This is a genomic window from Fundidesulfovibrio soli, assembly GCF_022808695.1.
GTDB lineage: Bacteria > Desulfobacterota > Desulfovibrionia > Desulfovibrionales > Desulfovibrionaceae > Fundidesulfovibrio > Fundidesulfovibrio soli.
The window spans coordinates 11,200-32,311 of record NZ_JAKZKW010000004.1 but is presented as its reverse complement, the minus strand read 5'-3'; the positions used below and the strand labels follow the sequence as shown (position 1 = coordinate 32,311).

At 69.9% G+C, this 21,112-nt stretch carries 16 protein-coding genes; 8 read left to right on the top strand and 8 right to left on the bottom strand.

Annotated elements, in window-relative coordinates; genetic code table 11:
- Positions 1–113: 113 nt before the first annotated feature.
- The 4 genes from MLE18_RS06330 to aroC all read left to right on the top strand — a co-directional run bounded on the left by MLE18_RS06330 (position 114) and on the right by aroC (position 3,310).
- Complete coding sequence (locus MLE18_RS06330; protein ID WP_243368398.1) at positions 114–386, top strand: type II toxin-antitoxin system Phd/YefM family antitoxin; 273 nt, start codon at positions 114–116, stop codon at positions 384–386.
- A 6-nt stretch (positions 387–392) separates the two neighbouring features.
- Positions 393–716 (top strand): type II toxin-antitoxin system RelE/ParE family toxin, encoded by a 324-nt coding sequence (locus tag MLE18_RS06325; protein WP_243368396.1) that lies wholly within the window; start codon positions 393–395, stop codon positions 714–716.
- Positions 717–875: 159 nt separating this feature from the next.
- A complete protein-coding gene (locus MLE18_RS06320) occupies positions 876–1,859 on the top strand; it encodes an MBL fold metallo-hydrolase (RefSeq protein WP_243368394.1) in 984 nt (327 codons plus the stop codon).
- 395 nt (positions 1,860–2,254) lie between these two features.
- Complete coding sequence (gene aroC, locus MLE18_RS06315; protein ID WP_243368392.1) at positions 2,255–3,310, top strand: chorismate synthase; 1,056 nt, start codon at positions 2,255–2,257, stop codon at positions 3,308–3,310.
- A 158-nt stretch (positions 3,311–3,468) separates the two neighbouring features.
- Here aroC and MLE18_RS06310 read toward each other — a convergent pair whose 3' ends face one another.
- The 4 genes from MLE18_RS06310 to MLE18_RS06295 all read right to left on the bottom strand — a co-directional run bounded on the left by MLE18_RS06310 (position 3,469) and on the right by MLE18_RS06295 (position 7,499).
- The gene (locus MLE18_RS06310) at positions 3,469–3,897 is read right to left on the bottom strand and encodes a hypothetical protein (RefSeq protein ID WP_243368390.1); all 429 of its coding nucleotides are present in this window, start codon (positions 3,895–3,897) and stop codon (positions 3,469–3,471) included.
- A 308-nt stretch (positions 3,898–4,205) separates the two neighbouring features.
- A complete protein-coding gene (locus MLE18_RS06305) occupies positions 4,206–4,901 on the bottom strand; it encodes a protein phosphatase CheZ (RefSeq protein WP_243368388.1) in 696 nt (231 codons plus the stop codon).
- Between the two features lie 7 nt (positions 4,902–4,908).
- A complete protein-coding gene (locus tag MLE18_RS06300; RefSeq protein ID WP_243368386.1) occupies positions 4,909–5,766 on the bottom strand; it encodes a sensor domain-containing diguanylate cyclase in 858 nt (285 codons plus the stop codon).
- Between the two features lie 98 nt (positions 5,767–5,864).
- Complete coding sequence (locus MLE18_RS06295; protein ID WP_243368384.1) at positions 5,865–7,499, bottom strand: glycosyltransferase; 1,635 nt, start codon at positions 7,497–7,499, stop codon at positions 5,865–5,867.
- Between the two features lie 167 nt (positions 7,500–7,666).
- Here MLE18_RS06295 and amrA point away from each other — a divergent pair, with 167 nt between their 5' ends.
- Entirely contained in the window at positions 7,667–8,221 is a 555-nt protein-coding gene (gene amrA / locus MLE18_RS06290; RefSeq protein WP_243368382.1) for an AmmeMemoRadiSam system protein A, read from the top strand.
- Positions 8,222–8,402: 181 nt separating this feature from the next.
- Here the strand turns inward: amrA and MLE18_RS06285 are convergent, their stop codons facing one another.
- Positions 8,403–9,572 (bottom strand): DnaJ domain-containing protein, encoded by a 1,170-nt coding sequence (locus MLE18_RS06285; protein WP_243368380.1) that lies wholly within the window; start codon positions 9,570–9,572, stop codon positions 8,403–8,405.
- Positions 9,573–9,860: 288 nt separating this feature from the next.
- On the opposite strand from MLE18_RS06285, the gene MLE18_RS06280 reads away from it, so the two are divergent.
- From MLE18_RS06280 to MLE18_RS06270, 3 genes are all read left to right on the top strand, one after another.
- Entirely contained in the window at positions 9,861–10,328 is a 468-nt protein-coding gene (locus MLE18_RS06280; protein WP_243368378.1) for a chemotaxis protein CheX, read from the top strand.
- 10 nt (positions 10,329–10,338) lie between these two features.
- Positions 10,339–11,604, top strand: coding sequence for a putative Na+/H+ antiporter (locus MLE18_RS06275; RefSeq protein WP_243368376.1), 1,266 nt, complete (start codon positions 10,339–10,341; stop codon positions 11,602–11,604).
- A gap of 78 nt (positions 11,605–11,682) precedes the next feature.
- Entirely contained in the window at positions 11,683–13,557 is a 1,875-nt protein-coding gene (locus MLE18_RS06270; protein ID WP_243368374.1) for a protein-disulfide reductase DsbD family protein, read from the top strand.
- 93 nt (positions 13,558–13,650) lie between these two features.
- Here the strand turns inward: MLE18_RS06270 and MLE18_RS06265 are convergent, their stop codons facing one another.
- The 3 genes from MLE18_RS06265 to MLE18_RS06255 form a co-directional block, all read right to left on the bottom strand.
- Entirely contained in the window at positions 13,651–17,466 is a 3,816-nt protein-coding gene (locus tag MLE18_RS06265) for an AsmA family protein (RefSeq protein ID WP_243368372.1), read from the bottom strand.
- 86 nt (positions 17,467–17,552) lie between these two features.
- A complete protein-coding gene (locus MLE18_RS06260; protein WP_243368370.1) occupies positions 17,553–20,171 on the bottom strand; it encodes a cobyric acid synthase in 2,619 nt (872 codons plus the stop codon).
- Positions 20,168–21,070: a LysR family transcriptional regulator gene (locus MLE18_RS06255; protein ID WP_243368368.1), complete on the bottom strand. Its 903-nt coding sequence runs from the start codon at positions 21,068–21,070 to the stop codon at positions 20,168–20,170. The genes MLE18_RS06260 and MLE18_RS06255 overlap by 4 nt, the downstream gene beginning before the upstream one ends.
- Positions 21,071–21,112: the final 42 nt, after the last annotated feature.

Genomic DNA, 21,112 nt, shown 5'->3' with positions numbered 1-21,112 from the left:
CGAGATTGGCGAAGAATGATGAACGGCCCGGAAGGAGCGAACCTTCCGGGCCGTTTTCTTTTGACTCGTCCCAAATTCAGTCTTAATTTGGTCCTGCCCCCCAGGAGGCCATCATGAAACTCTCCGAAGCCGTCAAGCCAATCAGCTATTTCAAGGCCCACGCCGCCGACATCGTCCGCGAAATATCCGAGGGCGGGCAGCCCGTGGTCATCACCCAGAACGGCGAGGCCAAGGCCATGCTGGTGAACATCCAGGAATACGAGCGCCTGCAGGAGAGCCTGGCCATGCTCAAGCTCCTCTCGCAGAGTTCCCGGAGTATCGAACAGGGGCAGGTCCACCCCATGGAGCAGGTTTTCGACGAACTGCTCCAGGATTCCCAGGGCTAGCCCGGCATGGCCCAAGCGGTTCTTCTAGCGGAAGAGGCCAAGGGAGACCTCCAGGCCATTGCCGCCTTCCTCACCCGCAACGACTCGCCCGAAGCGGCCCGCGCCGTGCTCACGCGCATCCGCGAGGCCATGCGCACTCTCGCCACGCTGCCCGGCAGGGGCCACCTGCCGCCCGAACTGGAGGGCCTGGGCGGGCACCCGGTGCGGGAAATACACTCCGGCCCCTATCGTATTCTCTACGAAACGCGCGCCCAGGAAGTTTTCGTCCATGCCGTGCTCGACGCCCGGCGGGACCTGCGCGACCTCCTGCTGGAACGCCTCGTCCGCTGACCCCGCCCCTGAACAACTCACGGCCCGGAAGGATCACTCCTTCCGGGCCGTTTTTTCGTCCGGTAACGCCCAGGTGCCTGCTCGACATCGAAGATCGAAGACGGCACAGAAGGACCATGCCGGTCCTCTCCGGCCCAAACGACCACGCAGGAGGAATCCATGCCCGTCCAGGCTCGCAAACACCCGTTGAGAAACATCACCGTCCTGAGCCTGCTCTGCGCGGCCCTGGGCCTCGCCCAGTTGGCCGTCGCCGGGCCGCCCGCGCAAGTCAAAACCCAGACTCCCGGCTATTTCCGGATGATGCTCGGGGATTTCGAGGTCACGGCGTTGCTGGACGGCATGACCAAAATCCCCGTCGAATACCTCAAGGGCGTCAAGACCGAGGAGGCCCAGCGGACCCTGGAGCGGGTCTTCGCCCCGTCAGACGGCGGCATGCAGACCGCCGTGAACGCCTACCTGGTGAACACGGGCGCAAACCTGGTGCTCATGGACGCGGGCGGCGGCTCCTTCATGGGGCCCAAGGCCGGGCACCTGCTGGAGGCCATGCGCGCGGCTGGCTACTCCCCTGAACAGGTGGACGCCGTGCTGCTGACCCACGGGCACCGCGACCACCTGGGCGGCCTGGTGAACGCCCAGGGCGAGGCGGCGTTCCCCAACGCCACGCTCTTCATCGGGGCCCCCGAGGCGGCCTACTGGGTGGAAACCGACCCCGCCTCCCAGCCGCAGGACAAGCGTCCCCGCTTCGAGCTGGCCCGCAAGGCCACCGCCCCCTACAAGGCGGCCGGGAAATACAGGACCTTCGCCACCGGCGACGAGATCGTACCCGGCTTCACCGTGGTGGACCTGGCCGGACACACCCCGGGGCACTGCGGGTTCATGCTGCGTTCAAAGGGCCAGGCCATGCTGGTGTGGGGCGACGTGATCCACAGCCACGCCACCCAGTTCGCCAAGCCCGGGATAGCCCTTGAATTCGATACGGACCAGGCCAGGGCCGTGGCCGCGCGCAAGCGCGTCCTGGCGGATGCGGCACTGGAGGGCTACTGGGTGGCGGGGATGCACCTGCCCTTCCCGGGCATCGGGCATGTGCTCAAGGCTGGCGGCGGCTACGCCTGGGTGCCGGTGGAGTACGCGCCCTTGCCCTGAGCGGGACGGATGGCGGCAAAAAAGCCCGGGGGGACGAACCTTCCGGGCTGTGGGTGGCTACGATGAGGGCTTGGGGGCGGTAAGAACCCGGGCCATCTGGATGAACGCTCCCGGCGAGATGTGCGCGCAACCGCTGGAGCAAAAACGTCCATATGACCCGGGTCCGATGCCTGCGGCGCGGAGGTCGCCTCCGCAGCCCGGTGAAAATGTCTCGGATACGGGCGGTTTCTGTCTGCGTCAGGGCTTCAAGGGCCGTGACATAACCGCGAAAGGATGATATAGGTGAAATTTGGCCCTGTAAACACTCCGCACGGTGAGCTATCAATGATGTAATCTTCTCCCGTCCGCTGATTGCGCCTTGCCGCGTCCCCTGCTCTGGGGTACCTTGCCCGCCCATGAGCGGAAATACCTTCGGACGCCTCTTCAGGCTCACCACGTTCGGCGAATCCCACGGTCCTGCGCTCGGCGGCGTCATCGACGGCTGCCCCGCCGGGCTCCCACTGACTGAAGAAATGATCCAGCAGGGCCTGGACAAGCGCAGGCCCGGCCAGGGTACGCCCGGCTCCACGGCCCGCAAGGAGCCTGACGCCGTGCGGCTGCTCTCCGGCGTGTTCGAGGGCGTGACCACGGGGACGCCCATCGGGTTCGTCATCGAGAACAAGGACCAGCGCTCCAGGGACTATTCCGACATCAAGGACATTTTCCGCCCCGGACACGCGGACTTCACCTACCAGGCGAAGTACGGCGTGCGCGACTATCGCGGCGGAGGACGGGCCTCCGCCCGGGAGACCGCCGCGCGCGTTGTGGGCGGCGAGGTGGCCCGCCAACTGCTGGCCCGCCACGGGGTGCAGGTGTCATCCTACACGAAGGAACTGGGCGACATCCCGGCCCATTGCATGGACATCCCCGGCGCGCCTTCGCGGCCGTTTTACGCTCCGGACGACTATGTGGTGGACATCTGGGAGGACCGCGTGCGCCTCGTGCACGCCGAGGGCGACTCGGTGGGGGGCATCGTCTGCGTGAACGCTGTCGGCGTCCCCGCGGGGCTTGGGGAGCCCGTGTTCGACAAGCTGGACGCCCGCCTGGCCTACGCGCTCATGGGCGTTGGCGCGGTGAAAGCCGTGGAGATCGGCGAGGGCATCCAGGCCGCGCGCAACTACGGCTCCAAGAACAACGACGCCCTGACCCCGGAGGGCTTCGCCTCCAATCGGGCCGGAGGCATCCTGGGCGGCATCAGCTCCGGGCAGATGATCGTGGCCCGCTGCGCGGTGAAGCCCATCCCCTCGGTGGGCAAGGAGCAGCAGACCGTGAACACCTCCGGGGAGGCCGTCACCGTGCGCATCCCTGGCCGCCACGACGTCTGCGCCATACCGCGTATCAACCCCGTGCTTGAGGCCATGACGCTCCTGACCCTGGCCGACTTCTGGCTGCTCTCGGGGCGCGGCGTCTAGCAGACTGTTGATAAAGCCCCGCCCGCAGCGTTGCGGCGAAAAAAAGCCAACCCCTCGCGTAGGAGAACTACGCATCGGGCTTGGCTTTTTTTGCGTCCTGCCGGCGAGCTTATTGAGCAGGCTGCAAGAATCGACTCCCTCAGCGGTCAGCCGTTTGGCTACACGCCCTCTGGGGCGCGCTTCTTGGCCAGGAAATAGACCGCCATGGAGGCCAGGGCGGTGCAGAGCAGCTCCGGCCACAAGGTGATCTCGTCGCGCGCCGTGAACTCGGCCGCGCACTGCAGGAAGTAGGTCACTCCGCCGAAGGCCCAGGCCATGCGTTCGGGGGCCACCCCCTTGGCCAGGCGCAGCAGGGCCGCGCCGTAGAGCACTGGGAAGAGCAGCCACCCGGACAGGATCAGCCAGGCGCCCTGGCTGGTGGGCGGGGAGGGCAGGCGGGCGAAGGTGCCCTCCGCGAAGGGGAACAGGGTCCAGCCCAGCCAGGCGGCCGCGTAGGCGGCGGCCATGGAGCCGAAAAGGATAAAGGCCCCGACGCTGGGATCCACCGGGCGCTGCGGCACCTCGTTTCGTTCGTTCGCTTCGCTCACTTCCGTGTTTCCCTTCTCACGTCCGGGGCAGGGCAAGCCGTGGCCCATCCGGGCGTTTGTCCTGGATTATATGGGATTCCAAAGGGAGGAACTCCCTTTGGCCGCCGGAGGCGTCCCGTTTGTCTAGGCTCCAGCCCTGGAGGGGCCACAGCCGGAGCCTCTACGGCTCATCGCGTCTGAAATTTGGCGATCATAACGCCGTTCTTCCCCAATGGGAGGGCCGGTGCGGGAGGGCCTCCGGCGGCCAAAGGGCCTTCGGCCCTCTGGACTCCCTTTCCGCTTCGCGCCTTGCGCGCGGAGTCTGCCCGCTACAGGTTCAGCTGGGCCAGCAGGTCGTCCACTTCGGACTGCGACACCTTGGCCTTGGCGTCCTTCTTGAGCTGCTCCAGGGGCTGGTCCGGCTCCTTCTCCTTGGCTTTCACCAGGATGCCCGCCGAAAGATAGAGGTCCGCCACCATGTCGCGCACCTTGCCCAGCATGTCGATGACGCGCTTGATGCGCTGGCCCGTCAGGTCCTGGAAGGAGAGGCAGGTCATGATGGCCACCATGTCATTGGAGAGCTTGGCGCACAGGGCCTCGGCCTTGTCCTTGCTGGCCGGGTCGCACTGGCTCTGGCGCAGGATGGCGATCATCTCGTCCGGGACGTGCATGTTGCGCTCCACCAGCTCGATGATCTCGAAGGTGGCCTTCTCCGTGGCCTGGATCACCTGGTCGAGGCGGTGGGAGGCCTCGGCCATGAGCTCGCCCGCCTGGGCCACGTGCTCGTGGTTGCCGTTCGCAGGCGTGGGCGGGCTCTGGAAACTGGAGATTTCACGGTAGATGTCGCCAAGACGGCCCATGATCTCCTGGTTGAGGCGCTGGAAAAAATCCTCTTCGGTCATCTCGGGCTGCTGGCGCTGGGCCAGCTCCTCGCGCACGGCGTCGCGCGCGGCGTCCCTGATGGCCGGTTTCAGCGCCAGGGCCAGGCGTGCAGCCAAGGCGTCTAGTTCAGCGCCATCCAACATGTAAGCCTCACTCGAAGTAGCTGGACTCGTTGGCGAAACAATAACCGTTCTTGCCGGACTTCTTGGCCACGTACATGGCCTCGTCGGCCTGTTTGAGGAGCTCCTCGGGGACGATGCTGTCCGTGGGGGCAACGGCGATGCCCAGGCTTGCGCTCACGACCACAGTCGCCCCGCGCCAGGAAATGGGCTGGGTGACGGACTTGATGATCCGGTTGGCGGTAAGCCCCGCGTGCAAGCCGTTGCGCAACTCGCCCAGCACCATCACGAACTCGTCCCCGCCGATGCGGGCCGCCGTGTCCGCGCCGCGCACGACGTCCTGCAGGCGGGTGGCCACCGTACGCAGCACATGGTCGCCGCAGTCGTGGCCGTAGGTGTCGTTCACGGGCTTGAACCCGTCGAGATCGATGAAGATGACGGCCGCGAAATCGTTGTGGCGGGCCACCCTAGCCATGGTCTGGCGCATGCGGTCCAGCAGGAGGACCCTGTTGGGCAGCCCGGTAAGGGCGTCGTGCAGGGCCATGTGCTCGGCGTCGCCGGTCTCGGCGAAGCCGAGTCTGTGCCGCAGGAAGATGACCGTATTCCCGCCGCCCGGCAGGCACATGCCCCGCGCTTCAATCACCACCTGTTCGCCGCCCGCGGCCGTGATCTCCAGCCGCTTGAGCACCCTCGGCCCCAGTCCGGCGCCGCCGAGCAGCTGGTCCGCCCCGGACTGCCCCAGCACGTCGGCGAGGGACCGGCCCTCCGCCTGGGAGGCGCCGCAACCGAACAGGTCGCCGAAGGCGTCGTTCACGTGCAGCAGGCGGCCGGCCGAGTCGGTCAGGCAGGCCGGGTCGAAGCTCAGATCGAGAACGTCCCTGGTGGACATGACAGCTCCAGCCGGAGACATCCGGCGGAGGGATGATGGCTTATTTTCCCACCGGTCGCAATCAGGGAATGGTTATTTGCTATAACGTGTCGAAATCGTCATGTATTTTTTCCAGGTCTCGCCTCGGCCGCTTTGGCCTCCAAAATGCGCCTGACGCGCCTGGCCTTGAGGTTCAGGTCGGTCAGGAGGGCCGCCGCAGTTGCCGCCACCACGCTGCCGAGGCGCTCGGGCGGATGTTTGACCGCCAGCTTGAGCATGTTGCCCTCCCCGTTGGCCGTGGCCACCGCGTCTCGGTGGGCCAGCGACCCGGAGAGCCTGGCGTGGCGTACGCGCAGGTGGGCCTGGCAGGCCGCCAGGGAGCCGGACTGGGCGCGGCGCAGGTCGTGGTCCAGGTCGTCGTACTGGGTGGGGGAGAAGCGGATGTCGAAGTCCCCCGCCTCGAGCAGGCGTTCGGTGCGGAACAGGTGGAAGCAGCCCGTCACCGAGAGGCAGGGGCGCAGGGCGTCGAACTGGCCGAAATCCAGCTCCTGCGCGCACAGGGCCGCGAACTCGGGCCGCGTGCCCTGGCCGGGGGGGAGCAGGTTCACGTCCGCGTGCTGCACCCGGCAGGGCGCGGCCAGGTCCACCACCTTGCAGCCCCAGACACCGGCCTGGGGATAGGCGCGCACCGCGTCAGCGAAGCTGGCCTGCCAGTCGGGCGGCACCAGCGCGTCGTCGTCGAGGTAGGCCGTGAAGGCGCAGCCCGATTCCCCGGCGAGGCGCTTGAGCCAGTTGCGCGCAGCCGGTGCGCCGATGTTCACGGGCAGCTCCACAAGCTCCAGCCGCCCGGCGGAGCGGTCCCTCCAGGCTTTGAGCACTCCGGCGGTTTCGGCGGGGCTGGCGTTGTCCAGGGCCAGCACGCGCGCTCCCTCCAGGGAGGATTCGAAGAGGGCGGCCAGGGTGGCGTCCACCTCGGGGGCGCGCCCGCAGGTGTAGAGGCAAACGCAGACCCCGCCGGGGAGGGAGTCCCGGCCGGGCCGGTCCAGCCCGGTCAGGCTGTCGTGGAGCCTGAGAAGGATGCTTGAGTTCCAGGGGGCGCGCTCCAGGGCCTGCCGCCATAGTTCCTGGGCCTGGTTGTCCTCCCCTTGGAGAAAGCGGCAGGTCCCCAGTCTGAACAGGGCCGGGCGCAGCCGCGCCACGCCCTGGTAGAGCTTCGCCGCCACGGCGTGCTCGCCCGTCTGGAAGTGCATGTCCGCCCGGACGAGGGTGCGGGCCGGCTCCAGGGGCTCGGGCCAGCGGGAGTGGAGCATGCGGCCGGTCCAATCCCAGTCGGCCAGCAGGTAGGCCAGATCCAGGGCGTGCTGCCGCCAGAACAGGTTGGCGGGCTCGGCGGCCATGCGCCGCTCCAGCAGGGCGCGCAGGCCGTCGTGGTCGCGTCGCTCCGCAAGGGCCGCCAGGGCGGAGACGTCCGCCGGGGGGTGCCAGCCGGAGGCCGCGGCTCGAACGGCCTGGCGAACGCCGCGCTCCAGGAAGGGCATGCGCGAGTCCATGTCCTGGAGGAGGCGGGCCATGGCCCCGTCCAGTGGGGCGGACTCCCAGGCGGCCAGGGCAAGGTCCAGCCCCAGGCGCGCGGTTTCAGGCCGGGCCAGGGCGGCGCGGGCCATGTCCGTGAGGTGCCTGCGGCCAGCGCCGCCAAGGGCCAGCCCGTAGCGCAACGGCTCGGGCAGGGTGTCGAGGTCGAGGATGTCGTGCATGCGCTCCCCGCGCGGGTGCGGTGTGGCGGACCGGGTCAAGCGGGCCGCCCGGGCCACGATAACCGGCTTGCGTCCGCCGCGCCAGCCTCCTGCGCCCGTCTCTTGTGTCACCCGCTGGCAAGAAGCCACGCGAGGTGCTATGACCGCCCCTAAACAAGGAGCTGCCCATGGAACCCTTCCGCTTCACGCTGAGCACCGTGGAAAAGAACGCCCTGAAGCACCTGGTGCGTGAGGCCATCGCCGCCAAGCTCAACTCCCAGGCCTGCTGGAACCCGCCGCTGCCGCCCACGGAGCGCCTGAAGGAGCCCTTCGGGGCCTTCGTCTGCCTGAGCATCGCCGGGGGCCTGCGCGGCTGCATCGGGCACATCATGGCGGACAAGCCCCTGTGGGATACCATCGGCTGCATGGCTGTCTCCGCCGCCTTCGAGGACCCGCGCTTCCCGCCCCTCTCCAAGAGCGAGTTCGAGGAGGTGGAGGTGGAGATCTCCATCCTGGGGCCGGTGACGCCCTGCCCGGACCCGGAGCTGGTGGAGGTGGGCCGCCACGGGCTGATCGTGGTCCAGGGCCACAGGCAGGGCCTGCTGCTGCCCCAGGTTCCGGTGCAGTGGCGCTGGGACAAATACACCTTCCTGGCCCAGACCTGCCGCAAGGCCGGGCTGGAGCCCGAGGCCTGGCGTTCGCCCAAGACGCACATCTACTGGTTCGAGGCCGAGGTGTTCTAGGATTTCCCGGACTGGGCCGGGGATGGCTGAGGGGCGCGGGCGACGGGCCCGCGAGCGGCCGTCACCGGCGCGGAGCCGGACAGGATGTCAGGACGGCTCGATGCGCCGCTCCGGGCGGCCTGCACGGTGCGGGTGGGGCGCTTCACGCGCCGGTCTGGCTGAAGGGTCTTGTTGCGGCGGATCAGGCGGCCCAGGTGGCGGCCTTGCCGCGCAGGGGCGAACACCAGGAGAGGGCCATCTCGTAGGCCTGGTTCACGGCCTTCATCATCTCTTCGTCGCCGCCCAGGTCCGGGTGGTGGCGGCGGGCCTGCTTGCGGTAGGCGGCCTTCACCTCGTCGGCGGAGCAGGGGTAGGTCAGGCAGAGCAGGGCGCAGGCCTGGGTCAGCGTCATCCTGCCGTTCCCGAGGGGCGACTTGTGGTTGCGCTGCCTGTAGTCCTGGTAGCTGGAGCCTCCGCCCGGGCCGGTGGTGCGGTGGCGGCTCTCCTGCTCGGAGCGGGCCTGCTGCGCGCGCTGCTGGCCGTCCTGGGCCGAGCCGCGGGCCTGGTGGGACGATCCCTGCCGCCCGGCACCGAAGTTCGTGCCTCCCGAAGCCTGTCCGCCAGAAGAGCGCCCGCCCGAAGCCTGCGCGCCAGAAGCCTGCCCGCCAAATGTCTGCCCAGCGGACCGCTGCCCCGAGGATGCCGTCTGCTCTTTGGAGCGCGTGCTCCAGGAGAAGCCTGAACCGGCCTGCCGGTCCTGCCCGGTGGTGTAGTAGCGGGCTCCCGCGGCGCCTGCCCCCGAATCGCCCGTGAAGCTGGTCCCGGCCTTGCCGTTGAAGGCCGACCCGGCCTGCCCCGCCCGTGCGGACTGGCCGGACTGTGCGGCCTTGGAGGACTGATACGGGCCGGACGCGTCCGCCTTGGCGGAGAAGCCCGCCCCAGCGCCGCCGGCTGCCGAGCCGGGATTGCCGCCGCTTGCGGCGCCCCTGGCGGAGGAGAAGGTGGTCTGTCCGGTTGTCTGCTGGCTGTTCTGGGCGGTGCGGAAAGTTGTCTGGCGGGTGGTGGAGCTTTGAGCGGACTGCGCGCGGGAGCCGGCGGCTCCTGTGGTTTTACGGGCACCGGCGGCGGAGCCGCTGGTCCGATGCCCAGGCCGTCCGCCGGACTGGGCGGACCGCCAGGCGCGCCCGGCGCTCTGGTAGTGTTCCCCGGCGGACCGGAGGTTGTCCAGAACCTTGCGCAGGTGGTGCAGAATGTCGCGCAGCATGTCCCGGGTGTCGGTGAGGCGTTTCTCCAGCACACCCCAATCGGCGTCGGAATACCCGGTGGCCCGGTTCCTGGCGGATGTGGAGGTATGTTGGCTGGTATGCTGCATGCTGTTCGGGCCGGGCGCCGGTATGCACCGGCCTGCTGGGGTGATCGCGCGACAGGAAAGTACGCCGTATTGCCGCTTTATGTTTCGCTACAACACATGAGGCCGGATGGCAAGGACGGCGGGCCATCTCGCCGGCCCCCCCCGGCCAGGGCGGGGACTCAAAAATGCCTTGAACCGGCCACGTTCAGAGGGTAATATTCTCAATTTGAGGGGGCGGTCCGGCCGGTGTTGCCAGCCGGGTACTCGCATGGCGCCGCCCCGATGCACCCCCAGAGCCAAGGACCGCTCATGAGCACCCCCGACGCAGAGATCGCCAAGCCGTTCGTGCAGGCCACGAAGCACGTCCTCTCCACCATGGCCATGCTCGACCCGGCCCCGGGCAAGCCCTACGTGAAGAAGAACAACAACGCCGCCGGCGATGTGTCCGCAGTGGTCGGCCTCACAGGCGACAAGCACGGCAGCATCTCCATATCCTTCAGCAAGAAGTGCGCTGTGGCCATCGTCAAGAACATGCTCGGCGACGACGTGCAGGACATCATCCAGGACGCCAAGGACGCCGTGGGCGAGATCACCAACATGATCTCAGGGCAGGCCCGCGCCGGACTCTCCCAGATGGGCCTGACCATGCAGGCCTCCACCCCCACCGTGATCTTCGGGGACAACCACACCATCACCCACGTGACCACCGGCCCCGTGATCGCCATCCCATTCAGCACACCGCACGGCGATTTCACCGTGGAGTTCTGTTTCGAGTAGCGGCAGCCCCATGCAGCTCTCCTTCCTGGCCACGGCACTGGGCACGGCGGCTTTCGCCCTGGCGGTCTCGCACACGTTCCTGGCCGGGCGGTGCATGGCCAGGGCCAAATGCGGCGGCCCGCACCACGGGGTGTGGCATCTGCTGGGCGAGGTGGAGGCGGTGTTCGGCTTCTGGGCCGGCGTATTCCTGGTGCTGCTGGCGGTGTTCTCCGGACCTTCCGGCGCCGTGGACTACATCGAATCCATTTCCTTCACGGAGCCGGCCTTCGTGTTCGCCATCATGCTGGCGGCCTCGGCCAAGCCCGTCGTGAGCATCTCGTCCCGGGTGATTTTCGCCCTGGCGGCCCGCATCCCGCTGCCCAGGGGGCAGGCCGTGTGCCTCACCGCGCTGACCGTGGGCCCGCTCATGGGCTCGTTCATCACCGAGCCCGCGGCCATGACGGTCACGGCCCTGATCCTCTACCTGGCCTATTTCCGCCACCCCCTGCCCGATCCGCTCAAGTACGCCTTGCTGGGCACGCTGTTCGTGAACGTCTCCATCGGCGGCGTGCTCACCCACTTCGCGGCCCCGCCGGTGATCATGTGCGCCCCCGCCTGGGGCTGGGGCACCGGGCACATGCTCGCCAATTTCGGCTGGAAGGCCGCCCTGGCGGTTGTGGCCAACGCCGTGCTGGTGACCCTGCTCTTCGCCAGGCGTCTGCGCACGGTGGAGATCCAGTTCTCCGCCGCCAAGGGCGAGGAGATTCCCGGGTGGATCACCGCCGTGCACATGCTGGTGCTGGTGCTGCTGGTGGCCCTGCTGCACCACCCGACGGCCTTTATGGCCGTCCTGGTGCTCTTCCTGGGGTTCATGGCCGCCTACGCCGAGCACCAGACCGAGCTGATGCTGCGGCCCGCGCTCCTGGTGGGGGTTTTCCTGGCCGGGCTGGTGATTCTCGGGCCGCCGCAGCGCTGGTGGGTGCAGGCCCTGATCGAGCGCATGGACACCTCGGCGCTCTACTTCGGCTCGGCCCTGCTCACGGCAATCACGGACAACGCCGCCCTGACCTACCTCGGCACCCTGGTGCCAAACATATCCGACCCCAGCAAGCACGCCCTGCTGGCCGGGGCGGTCACCGGCGGCGGCCTGACGGTCATCGCCAACGCCCCCAACCCCGCAGGCTACTCAATCCTCAAGTCCGGTTTCAAGGGCGGGGCCATCAGCCCGATGTGGCTGTTCGTCGGGGCCCTTGTCCCTACGTGCGTGGCGGCCGCCGCCTTCCTGATTCTTCCCTGAGTCCGCCCGGCCCGCCCCCGAAGGGTCTTTGCCTTGCGGGCGCAGCTGGCGTATGAGTGCGGACAACCGGAGCCCACCATGTTCAAGATATGTGCGATACTTCTCCTGGCGCTGATCCCCGCCCAGTTCTCCGCCCTGCCGCTGCGCGCCCAGGCGCCAGCCCCGGCTTCCGTGCTGGCCCAGCCCGAGAGCCAGCCCTCTCCCGTGGCCCTGAGCTGGGAGCTGGCCACCGTGCCAGGGCGCGGCAACGTGGCCGTGCTCTGGCTGACACCGGCCCCCGGCTATAAAACCTATGGCAACGACCCCGGCGAGACCGGCCTGCCCACCCGGGTGCAGGCCGTGGCCACGCCTCAGGGGGTCCCGCTCCCCGTGCTCTATCCGCCCGGCAAGTCCGCGCGCGATCTCTTCGAGCCCGACAAGACTGTCAACGTCTACGCCGGGCCCACGCCGGTGTTCATCCTGCTGCCGGAGCCGCTGCCCGAGGGCTACGGGGTGGACGCCCGCGTGACCCTGCTGGCCTGTTCCGACTCCAGCTGCTGGCCCTTGAGCCTTGAGAACAGCTTCTCCTCCAGGGAGGCTCCCAACCCGCCGCGCGCGGATTCGCGCCCCTGGTGGCCCCTGCTGGAGAGCCTGGTGAACAGCGGCGGCGGGGTGGTGCAGGCCACCACCGGCGAGCCCGAGGCCGCCCCCGGAGAGGCCCCGGAGCAATGGAGCTTCACCCCGCGCTCGCCGCACCCGGCTCTCGAGGTGGACAGCATCCTCAAGGCAATCCCCCTGGCCCTGCTGGCCGGATTCCTGCTGAACCTGATGCCCTGCGTGCTGCCCGTGGCCTGCCTCAAGCTCTCCGGGCTGCTGGCCACCTGCCGGGAGGGCGAACAGAACTGCGACCGCCACGCCGTCATCCGCGAGCACAACATCTACTTCGCCCTGGGCGTGGTGCTCTACTTCACGGGGCTGGCGCTCATCCTGGGGCTGGCGGGCCTGGCCTGGGGCCAACTGTTCCAGCATCCGGGGCTGATCCTGGGCGCGGCCGTGGTGCTGTTCTCCATGGGGCTCTCCCTGTTCGGGGTGTTCCACCTGCCCGTGGTGGATCTGAAGTTCGCCTCCCACCATGGGCGCAGCCCCAAGGCCCAGGCCCTGGTGACGGGGCTGCTGGCCACGCTGCTGGCCACGCCGTGCTCCGGGCCCTTCCTGGGCGGGGTGCTGGCCTGGACGCTCATGCAGCCGGTGCCGGTGGTCATGGCGGTGTTCATTGGCATCGGGGTGGGCATGGCCTCGCCCTACCTGGCCCTGGCCCTGCGGCCCGAGCTGGTGCGCTTCGTGCCCCGGCCGGGCGACTGGATGACCCGGCTGGAGAAGATCGCGGGATTCGTGATCATGGCCACGGTGCTCTATTTCCTCTCCATCCTGCCCGCCGGGCTGCTGCTGCCCGCCCTGGCGGCCCTGCTGGCCACGGCCGTGGCCTGCCACGTCTGGGGGGCCTGGACCAGCCTGAACCAGTCCGCGCTCACCCGCTGGAGCATCCGCGCGGTGGCCTTGGCCTTCGCGGTGGCCGCCTGCGTCTGGGCCCTGTCGCCCCCAGCCCCCAAGGACGCTGGCTGGGCCGCCTTCAGCCCCGCCGCCTTCGACAAGGCCCTGGGCAAGGAGTACCTGCTGCTCGACTTCACGGCGGACTGGTGCCCCACCTGCAAGGCCCTGGAGAAGACCGTGCTGACCCCGGACAAGCTCGCCTCCCTCCGGGCACGCTACGGCTTCACGGCCATGCGCGTGGACCTGACCCGCGAGGACCCGGCCGCCATGGCCCTGCTGCGCGCCCTCGGCTCGGCCTCCATCCCCGTGGCCGCGCTTTTCCCCAAAGGCGAAGGCGCGCGGAGCCCCGTGGTGCTGCGCGACATCTTCACCGCCTCGCAGTTGGAGCGAGCCATGGGCGAGGCGTTCGGGAAGGGGAAATAGAAGAGGGGAGAGGGCGGAAGAAGACCGGAGAGTCAAGACTCCTCCGGCGGGCAAAGGGCCTTCGGCCCTCCGCACTCCCATTCCGCTTCGCGTTCAGTACAGCTTGCGGAACTGGTTCACGATGGCGGCGGGCAGGGTGATGACGCCCTTGAACATCTTCATGATCGTCTCCCCGAGTATGCGGGACTTGTCCACGTCCACCCTGGGGTCGTAAAGCGGCCCGCTGATGCGCACGGGCAGCTCGCCCACGTCGCGCACCACGGCGATCAGGTTCAGGTCGATGCGCTCGTCGGAGAGGCTGACCCATCCATCGCCCTTGGCCGTGATGTCTGGGCCGAGCATGGCCACGTCGCGGCTGATAGCCAGGCCCTCGCGGGCGGTGAAGTGCGCGCCCAGGCTGTCGAAAGGCAGGCTCTCGGCGTCGGTGGGCGGAGGAAGCTGGCGGCTGGCGGCCCCGGGTTCGCGCAGCACCAGCCTGCCCCCCTTCACCTCGAAGCGGGCAGTCCCGGCGGCGTGGCGGCGCAGGGCCTTTTCCGTGGCGCCCCAGGTCTCCACGTTCACGTGGAATTCGCCGCTGCCCCTGGTCATTGTTTCTGCTCTAGCCACGGCGCGCAGCAGGGGCGAGGCCTCGAAGCCCACCAGGGCCAGGTCGAACTGGGCTTTGAGCTCCTGCCCGCGCGCATCGCCGCGCACGTCCATCATGAACGACCCCCCGTAGAACTGCTGGGACGAGTGCATGATGCGGAAGCGCCCGCCCTGGGCCGTGACCGTCAAGAGCGAGTTTTCCCAGACCAGCTTGTCGCGCACCAGCCTGCCGAAACGGACCTTGGCGTCCATGTTCAGGGCGCGCAGCTCCTGCATGGGCAGGGTGGAGTCGGGGCGCTTGTTGGGGTCTTCGTCCTGGACGATGGGGAACAGGCGGTCCAGGTCCAGGTTGCCGACCGCCAGGTCCGCGCGGGTGGTCTGGCCGGTGAGCGTGGCCGAGCCCGTGATGGTGGTGTCGTCCAGGGCGGCCTGGATGCGGGTCAGGCGGACGTCCTTGAGGTTGCCGCCCACTTCGGTCGAGAACCGGGCCTTGCGCCACAACTCCGGCGCGGCCTTGGCCGGTAGGGCGATGCCCGTGCGCTGGGCCGCATCGCGCGGGGAGAACTCCGGCACCTCGACGGAGCCCGAGAGCTGCATGCCCCCCTGGCCCGGCTGCCCGGTGAGGGAAGCCTTGCCGGTGACGCCTTCCATGTTCAGCTCCACGCCGGTGACGCCGAAGGAGCCCTTCTCGAAATCCGTGTCCAGCTTGCCAGCCCAGGTGGCCCGCAGGGGCTTGCCGGGGCGCAGGGGCACGTCCACGGCCAGGCTGCCTTCAAGTTTCGGCTGGCGGAACCAGAGGGGCTTTCCGCCCACGCCCAGCCCGGCCTGCCCCTTGAGCTCGGTCTGCAGGGAGCGCAGCTGCCCGGGGGACTCCATGCGCAGCGAGCCGGTCACGTCGGCGAGGGCCGATTCGCGGGGTTTCTCCCCGCCAGTGGCCGGGGCGGGCTTGGAAGCGACCTTGAGGCTGAGGGACGTGCGGGTCAGCGGCCAGGCCTGGTTGGGGGTCTGCTCCTGGCTGAAGGCCACGGTGCCGATGCCCATCTGAAGGTCGGCCTGGCCGTGCATGGACCGCCAGAGCGGCTCGCCGGAGCGGGCCGAGGCCTCCAGGCTGAGGCGGCCTTCGAGCGGCCCGGTAAGGCGCGGAGCCTGCGGGGCCAGGGCCGACAGCTGCGCCCCGTGCACCCCGCTGGCGGCCAGGGTCAGGCTGCCGCCGTGCCTGCCGCCGGAGTGCTGGTATTCCAGCGATCCGTTCAGTTTTCCGCCCAAGCCCGCGGCCGTGAGGGTGCCCAGGTGCAGGGAGTCGGGCCCGGCTTGCCCTGCGAGCTGGACGTCGTCGAACTCGCCCAGGGGAGTGGTCAGGCGCTTCACGGCCACGCGGCCGTCCAGGGTCAGGGGGGGCAGGGGGTTGTCCCCCCCAGGGCCGAACAGGGTCGCGGCCTGCTGCAGGCGCTCGGTGTCCAGCCGGTCGGCGGCGAGGTCGAGGCTGAGTCGCCCGGCGGCGATTCCCGCCCGGCCCGTGACGCGGGAGCCGCCCGCGCGCAGGTCCAGGTCGGTCAGCTCGGCCAGGCGGTCCTCCCCGCCGGGCAGGCGCAGGCTGAAGGAGGCGCTGCCCCCGCCAAGGGCGCGCCAGGCCGCCGCGAGGTTCTCCGTGAGCCAGGGCGGGTTCCAACCCTGGGGCATGTCGCCCAGGGCGAAGCGCACCGTTGCGCCCAGGGCGGAATCCTTGGCCGCCCCTTCCAGGGACAGCTCGGCGGCCTTGGCCGGGGCGGCTTGCCCGGGGGCAAGGGCCTGCAGCACGGCCTGGCAGGAGAGGCCGGGGGGGCCGGGCGCCAGGGAGGCGCGCAGATCCGCCGTGAGCAGGGCCTGGGGCGTGCGCGCCGTGAAGGGGTAGATGCGCAGCGCGCCGTTTTCCGCCTTGGCGCTCAGCTCCGCCTCGGAGATGTCCACCCCGTCCAGCCTGAGATGTTTGCCCTTGAAGTGGCCGCGCACGGACTCCAGGCCTGCTCCGGGCGCGCTGCCCATGAAGGAGCCGCGCAGGGCGTCGGTCAGGGCGGGCATGCGCGCTGGGGTCCAGAGAGCCAGGTCCACGCCGTCGGCGCGAACGTCGAAATCGAGCTCGCCCCCGATGATCCCGGCCCAGCCGGAGACGCGGCCCTGTTCGTGGCGCAGGCTGAACGACTCGGCCTTCCAGCCCGCCGGGCCGTAGTTGAGCACCAGCGCGGCCTCCACATCGGCTTCGTCCGGGGGGCGGCGCAAGGCCGGGGTTTCGCGGCCGTTGGGGGCGCGCAGGGCCGGGCCGGAGGCCGGGTCCACGCCCAGCAGCGAGGCCCAGGCTCCGTGGCGGCTGGCCGTGGCGGAGAGGTTCAGGGCCATGTAGGGGGTCTGCTCGTAGATGCCCGCCGCGTTGACCTGCCCGGTCACGCGCGCGCCCAGGCCCTCCAGCACCAGTTGGGAAATCTCGAAGGCCCCGGCCTCGCCGTGGAAGCCCACCCGGCCGGAATACTGCATCCTGCCGCTTGGCCTGCCCTCTGCCTCGGGCAGGTCCAGCCAGCCCGCGGCCTGGGAGCTGCGCACGAACACGTGGCCCCCCGTGGGTCCGTAGCTGCCTTGTCCCTGGGCGTGCAGCTCGCCCTTGAGGCCCAGGGGCAGCACCGTGAAGTCGCAGGAGACGGAGAAATCAAAGGGGCTGGCCGGGGTGGTGTTCAGGTTCAGGCGGCGCACGTCGATGTTGGAGCCGGTGAGCTGGTCGGTGAAGTGCACGCTGGCGTTCCACAGGCGCAGGCCCGTGGGCAGGCGCTGGGCCTCCCAGCCGCTCGGGGCTGGCGGCAGCGGGCGGGAGGAGATGTCCACCGGCTGTGGCGTGCGCCAGTTCTCCTGGCCCTGGGCGTTGCGCTCCAGGTTGAGCGTGGCGCTGGAGAGCGAGACGGAATCCACCACGACGCGCTTGCGGATCAGGGCCAGCAGGTTCAGCTCGATGGTGGAGGAGTCCACGCTGACCAGGGGCTGCGGGCCGAAGCCCGGGCTGTTGGCCACGGTGACGGGGCCGGTGCGCAGGCCGAACCAGGGGATCATGGTCAGGCGCACCTCGCCCTTGATGTCCACCGGGCGGTAGAGCGCGCCCTCAAGGGCGGACTGGGCCTGGGCGCGCAGCACATCCTGCCCGATGAGCCGGGTCAGGGCCAGCGGGGTCAGGTAGGCCAGCAGGCCCGCAAGGAGGACCACGGCCAGCGTCAGGCGCAGGGAGGAGAGAATCCGCCGGGCCTTCGGCGGGGTCGGGGCCGCCGGGGCGTCCGGGTCATTGGTCGGGGTGGTGTCGTTTCTCATGGCGCGAGGGTCGAGCGGGGCTCGAACAGTGAGCAAGCATAGACCCTTACCGCGCCCGGTTCAAGGGGCGCGGCATGAAGGGATGGTTACAGTCCCAGCAGGGCGTGGACGGCCTCCATGTCCAGGTTACGGCGCACCACGGCGGCCAGGCGGTCCAGGGCGGCGTCCACGGCCGCGTCCTCCCCGTCGCCCGAAACGTGGCGCTCCAGCGGAGCGAGGCCCTTGCGGGCGCGCAGGGCGTCCAGCCACCAGCCCCGAAAACCGTCCGCGTCGAAGAGCCCGTGCAGGTAGGTGCCCCACACGCCGCCCATGCGGCCCCAGCCCAGGGGGCGGCCGTCAACACGGGTGAGCAGCGCGGGCGCGCCGCTATCCTTGGCGGCCACGGCGTCGGCCATGGTCTCGCCGTGGTGGATCTCGTAGCCGCGCAGGGTGTGGCCCGAGGCGGCGTGGAGGGCCGCGGTGCGCAGGAGCGTCTTCTCGGGCATCAGCTCCGTCACCAGGGGCAGCAGGCCCAGGCCCGCCTCCTCGCCCCGGTCCGACTCCAGGCCCAGCGGGTCCAGGATGCGCGCGCCAAGCATCTGCAGCCCGGCGCACACGCCCACGATCTCTACGCCGCCCAGCCGCGCCACGGCGTCGGCCAGGCCCGCCGCGCGCAGGTGCGCCAGGTCCGCCAGGGTGTTCTTGCTCCCGGGCAGGATCAGGGCGTCCGGGCGGCCCAGCTCCTCGGGGGAGCGCACCACGCGCAGGCCCACGTCCGGTTCGCGGGCCAGGGCGTCGAAATCAGTGAAATTCGAGATGTGGGGCAGGTCAAGCACGGCGATGTCCAACGCTGAGATGCCGGGTTCGCGGGGGCCGCTTAAGCCGAAACCGCCCTGCTTGAAGCTGACCGAGTCCTCCTCGGGCAGGCCCAGGGGCTCGATGTTGGGCACCACCCCGAGCACGCGCTTGCCCGTGGCCGCGCGCATGTACTCCAGGGCCGGGTCCAGCAGGCTCGGGTCCCCCCGGAAGCGGTTCAGCACGTAGCCGCCCACCATGGCCCGCTCGGACTCGGAGAGCAGCTCCATGGTGCCGCACAGGGCCGCGAACACCCCGCCCCGGTCGATGTCGCCCGCCAGGAGCACCCTGGCCCCGGCGTGGGCGGCCATGGCCATGTTCACCATGTCGTGGTGCTTGAGGTTCACCTCGGCCGGGCTGCCCGCGCCCTCCAGGATCACGGCCTCGAACTCCCCGGCCAGGGAGTCGTAGGCCAGTTTCGCGGCCGCGAAGGCCGTGGGCTTGTAGGCCACGTACTCGCGCACCCGCATGTTGCCCACGGGCCTGCCCATGACGATCACCTGGGAGCCGGTGTCCGAGCAGGGCTTGAGCAGCACGGGGTTCATGCGCGCCTGGGGGGCCAGGCCGCAGGCCTGGGCCTGGAGCACCTGGGCGCGGCCCATCTCCTCGCCCCAGGGGGTCACGCAGGAGTTGAGCGACATGTTCTGGGACTTGAACGGGGCCACGCGCACGCCGTCCTGCTTGAGAATCCGGCACAGGGCCGCCGCCAGCACGGACTTGCCCGCGTTGGAGGTGGTGCCCTGGATCATCAGCGCGGGAGTGCGCCGTTTCCGTATGGCGCGCTGCCGCGCCGGGGCCAGCTCGGCCTCCAGGGCTTCAAGCAGGCGCTCGCTGTCGGCTCGGGCGCGCACGGCCACGCGGAAGAAGCGGGTGTCCAGGCCCTCGAAGTTGGAGCAGTCCCGGATGGCGATGCGCCGGGCCAGCAGCCGGGCGCGCAGGGCAGGGACATCTCCAGGCGCCAGGGGATTTTCCAGGCGGCAGAGCAGGTAGTTGGCGGCTCCGGGGAAGACCTCGACGCCCGGGAGCGCTGCCAGCCCGGCCGACAGTTCGCGGCGCAGGGCGGCGGCGTTCTCCCGCGAGCGGGCCTCGAACTCTTGGTCGGCCATGGCGCGCAGGCCCACGGCCTGGGCCAGGGTGTTGACCGACCACGGGGAGAGCTGCGCCCGCACCAGCTCGGCCAGCTCGTCCCCCGCGCAGAGCAGGCCAAGCCTGAGCCCTGGAATGGCGAACATCTTGGTGAGCGAGAGGAGCACCGCCACGTTGGCCGGGCGGTCCCGCACCAGGCTCTCGAAGCCCTCCACGAAGCTGCCGAAGGCCTCGTCGGCCACGAACAGGCAGTCCGGCCGGGCGGCGGCCATGCGGCGCACCATGTCCGCCGGGACGTCGCGGCCGGTGGGGTTGCCGGGCCTGCCCAGGAACGCGGCGCTCCCCGGGCGCAGCATCGCAAGCAGAGCGGCCTCGTCCAGCCGGAAGCCGTCCTCGTGGCTCAGGATCAGGCTCTCGGCCGTCAGGCCAGCGCGTTCGCAGGCGGTGCGGTAGTCCACGTAGGCGGGCGCGGGGATCACGGCGTGGGTGGCGCCCAGGCCCGCCATGGCCCGGGCCAGGGCGAAGAGCAGGTCGCTGGTGCCGTTGCCAGCCACAAGTTGCGTTTCAGGAACGCCGTAGCGGCCCGAGGCGGCGGCCAGCAGCGCCCGGCAGTGCGGGTCCGGGTAGTGCGCCAGGGAGGACACCGCCGAGGATATAGCGGGGCGCAGCCACTCGGGCGGCCCCAGCGGGTTGATGCTGGCGGAGAAGTCCAGGATGTCCTCTGGCGCGCATCCGGCGGCTTTGGCCAACTGCGCCACGTCGCCGCCGTGGTGGGACTGGGTCATGCGCGCCAGGCCTCGTCGTCCAGGCCCCAGGTCCGCGCGGCGGCTCCCATCAGGGCCTTCACCTCCGGTTCGGCCATGCGCCGGGTGAGCGCCACCAGGTTGATGGGGATGCCCAAGGCCCCGCCCGGCCACACGGCCAGCTCCTGCCCGAGAACCTGTGAGCGGGCCATGTCGTCGCGCAGTAGGGAGAGGCCCTTTCCCGCGGCCACCAGGGCGCGGATGGTGCTTTCGTCGTTGATCACGGCGGCGGTCCTGGGTTCGCAATCCGCGTCCTTGAGCAGGCCCTTGGCCATTTCCACGAAGGGGCAGCGCTCGTGGAACCAGACCCAGGGCAACGCGGCCAGGTCGGCCACAGTGGCTTCGCGCAGCCGTTCGCTCCAGGCGGAGGGGCCAACCACGCGCACGCAGGCCATGGCCAGGGGCAGGGCGGTGAGCTGGGGGTCGCCGGAGAAGTCGCCGTAGGCGAAGCCCGCGTGGACGTTCCCTGCTTTGAGGGTCTGGGCCACATCGTAGGAGTCGCAGCAGTTCACGTGCAGCAGCGCCTCGGGGTGGTTGGCCGCGAGCTGGGCCACCATGCCCGGCAGGCGCAGGAAGTCGGGGTCGGTGTTGCGTGTGATGACCACGTCGCCCACCACCTCTCCGCGCAGGGCCCGGGCCTGGTCCACCAGCGCCTGGGTGCGGGCCAGGGCCTCGTGGGCCGTGGCGCACAGCCGCCTGCCGCAGTCGGTCACGTCCATGCCGCGCGCCGAGCGCGAGAAGAGGTTCACGCCCAGCTCCTCCTCCAGGGCCTTCACGTGGGCGCTGACCGCGGGCTGGGAGAGGTGCAGCCGCTCGGCCGCGCGGGAGAGGTTGCCCTCCTCGGCCACGGCCACGAAAGTGCGCAGGTGGTAGAGTTCCATATCCTTCACCGATCCTAAAGGGTGCCTTCAGGCATTGCGATT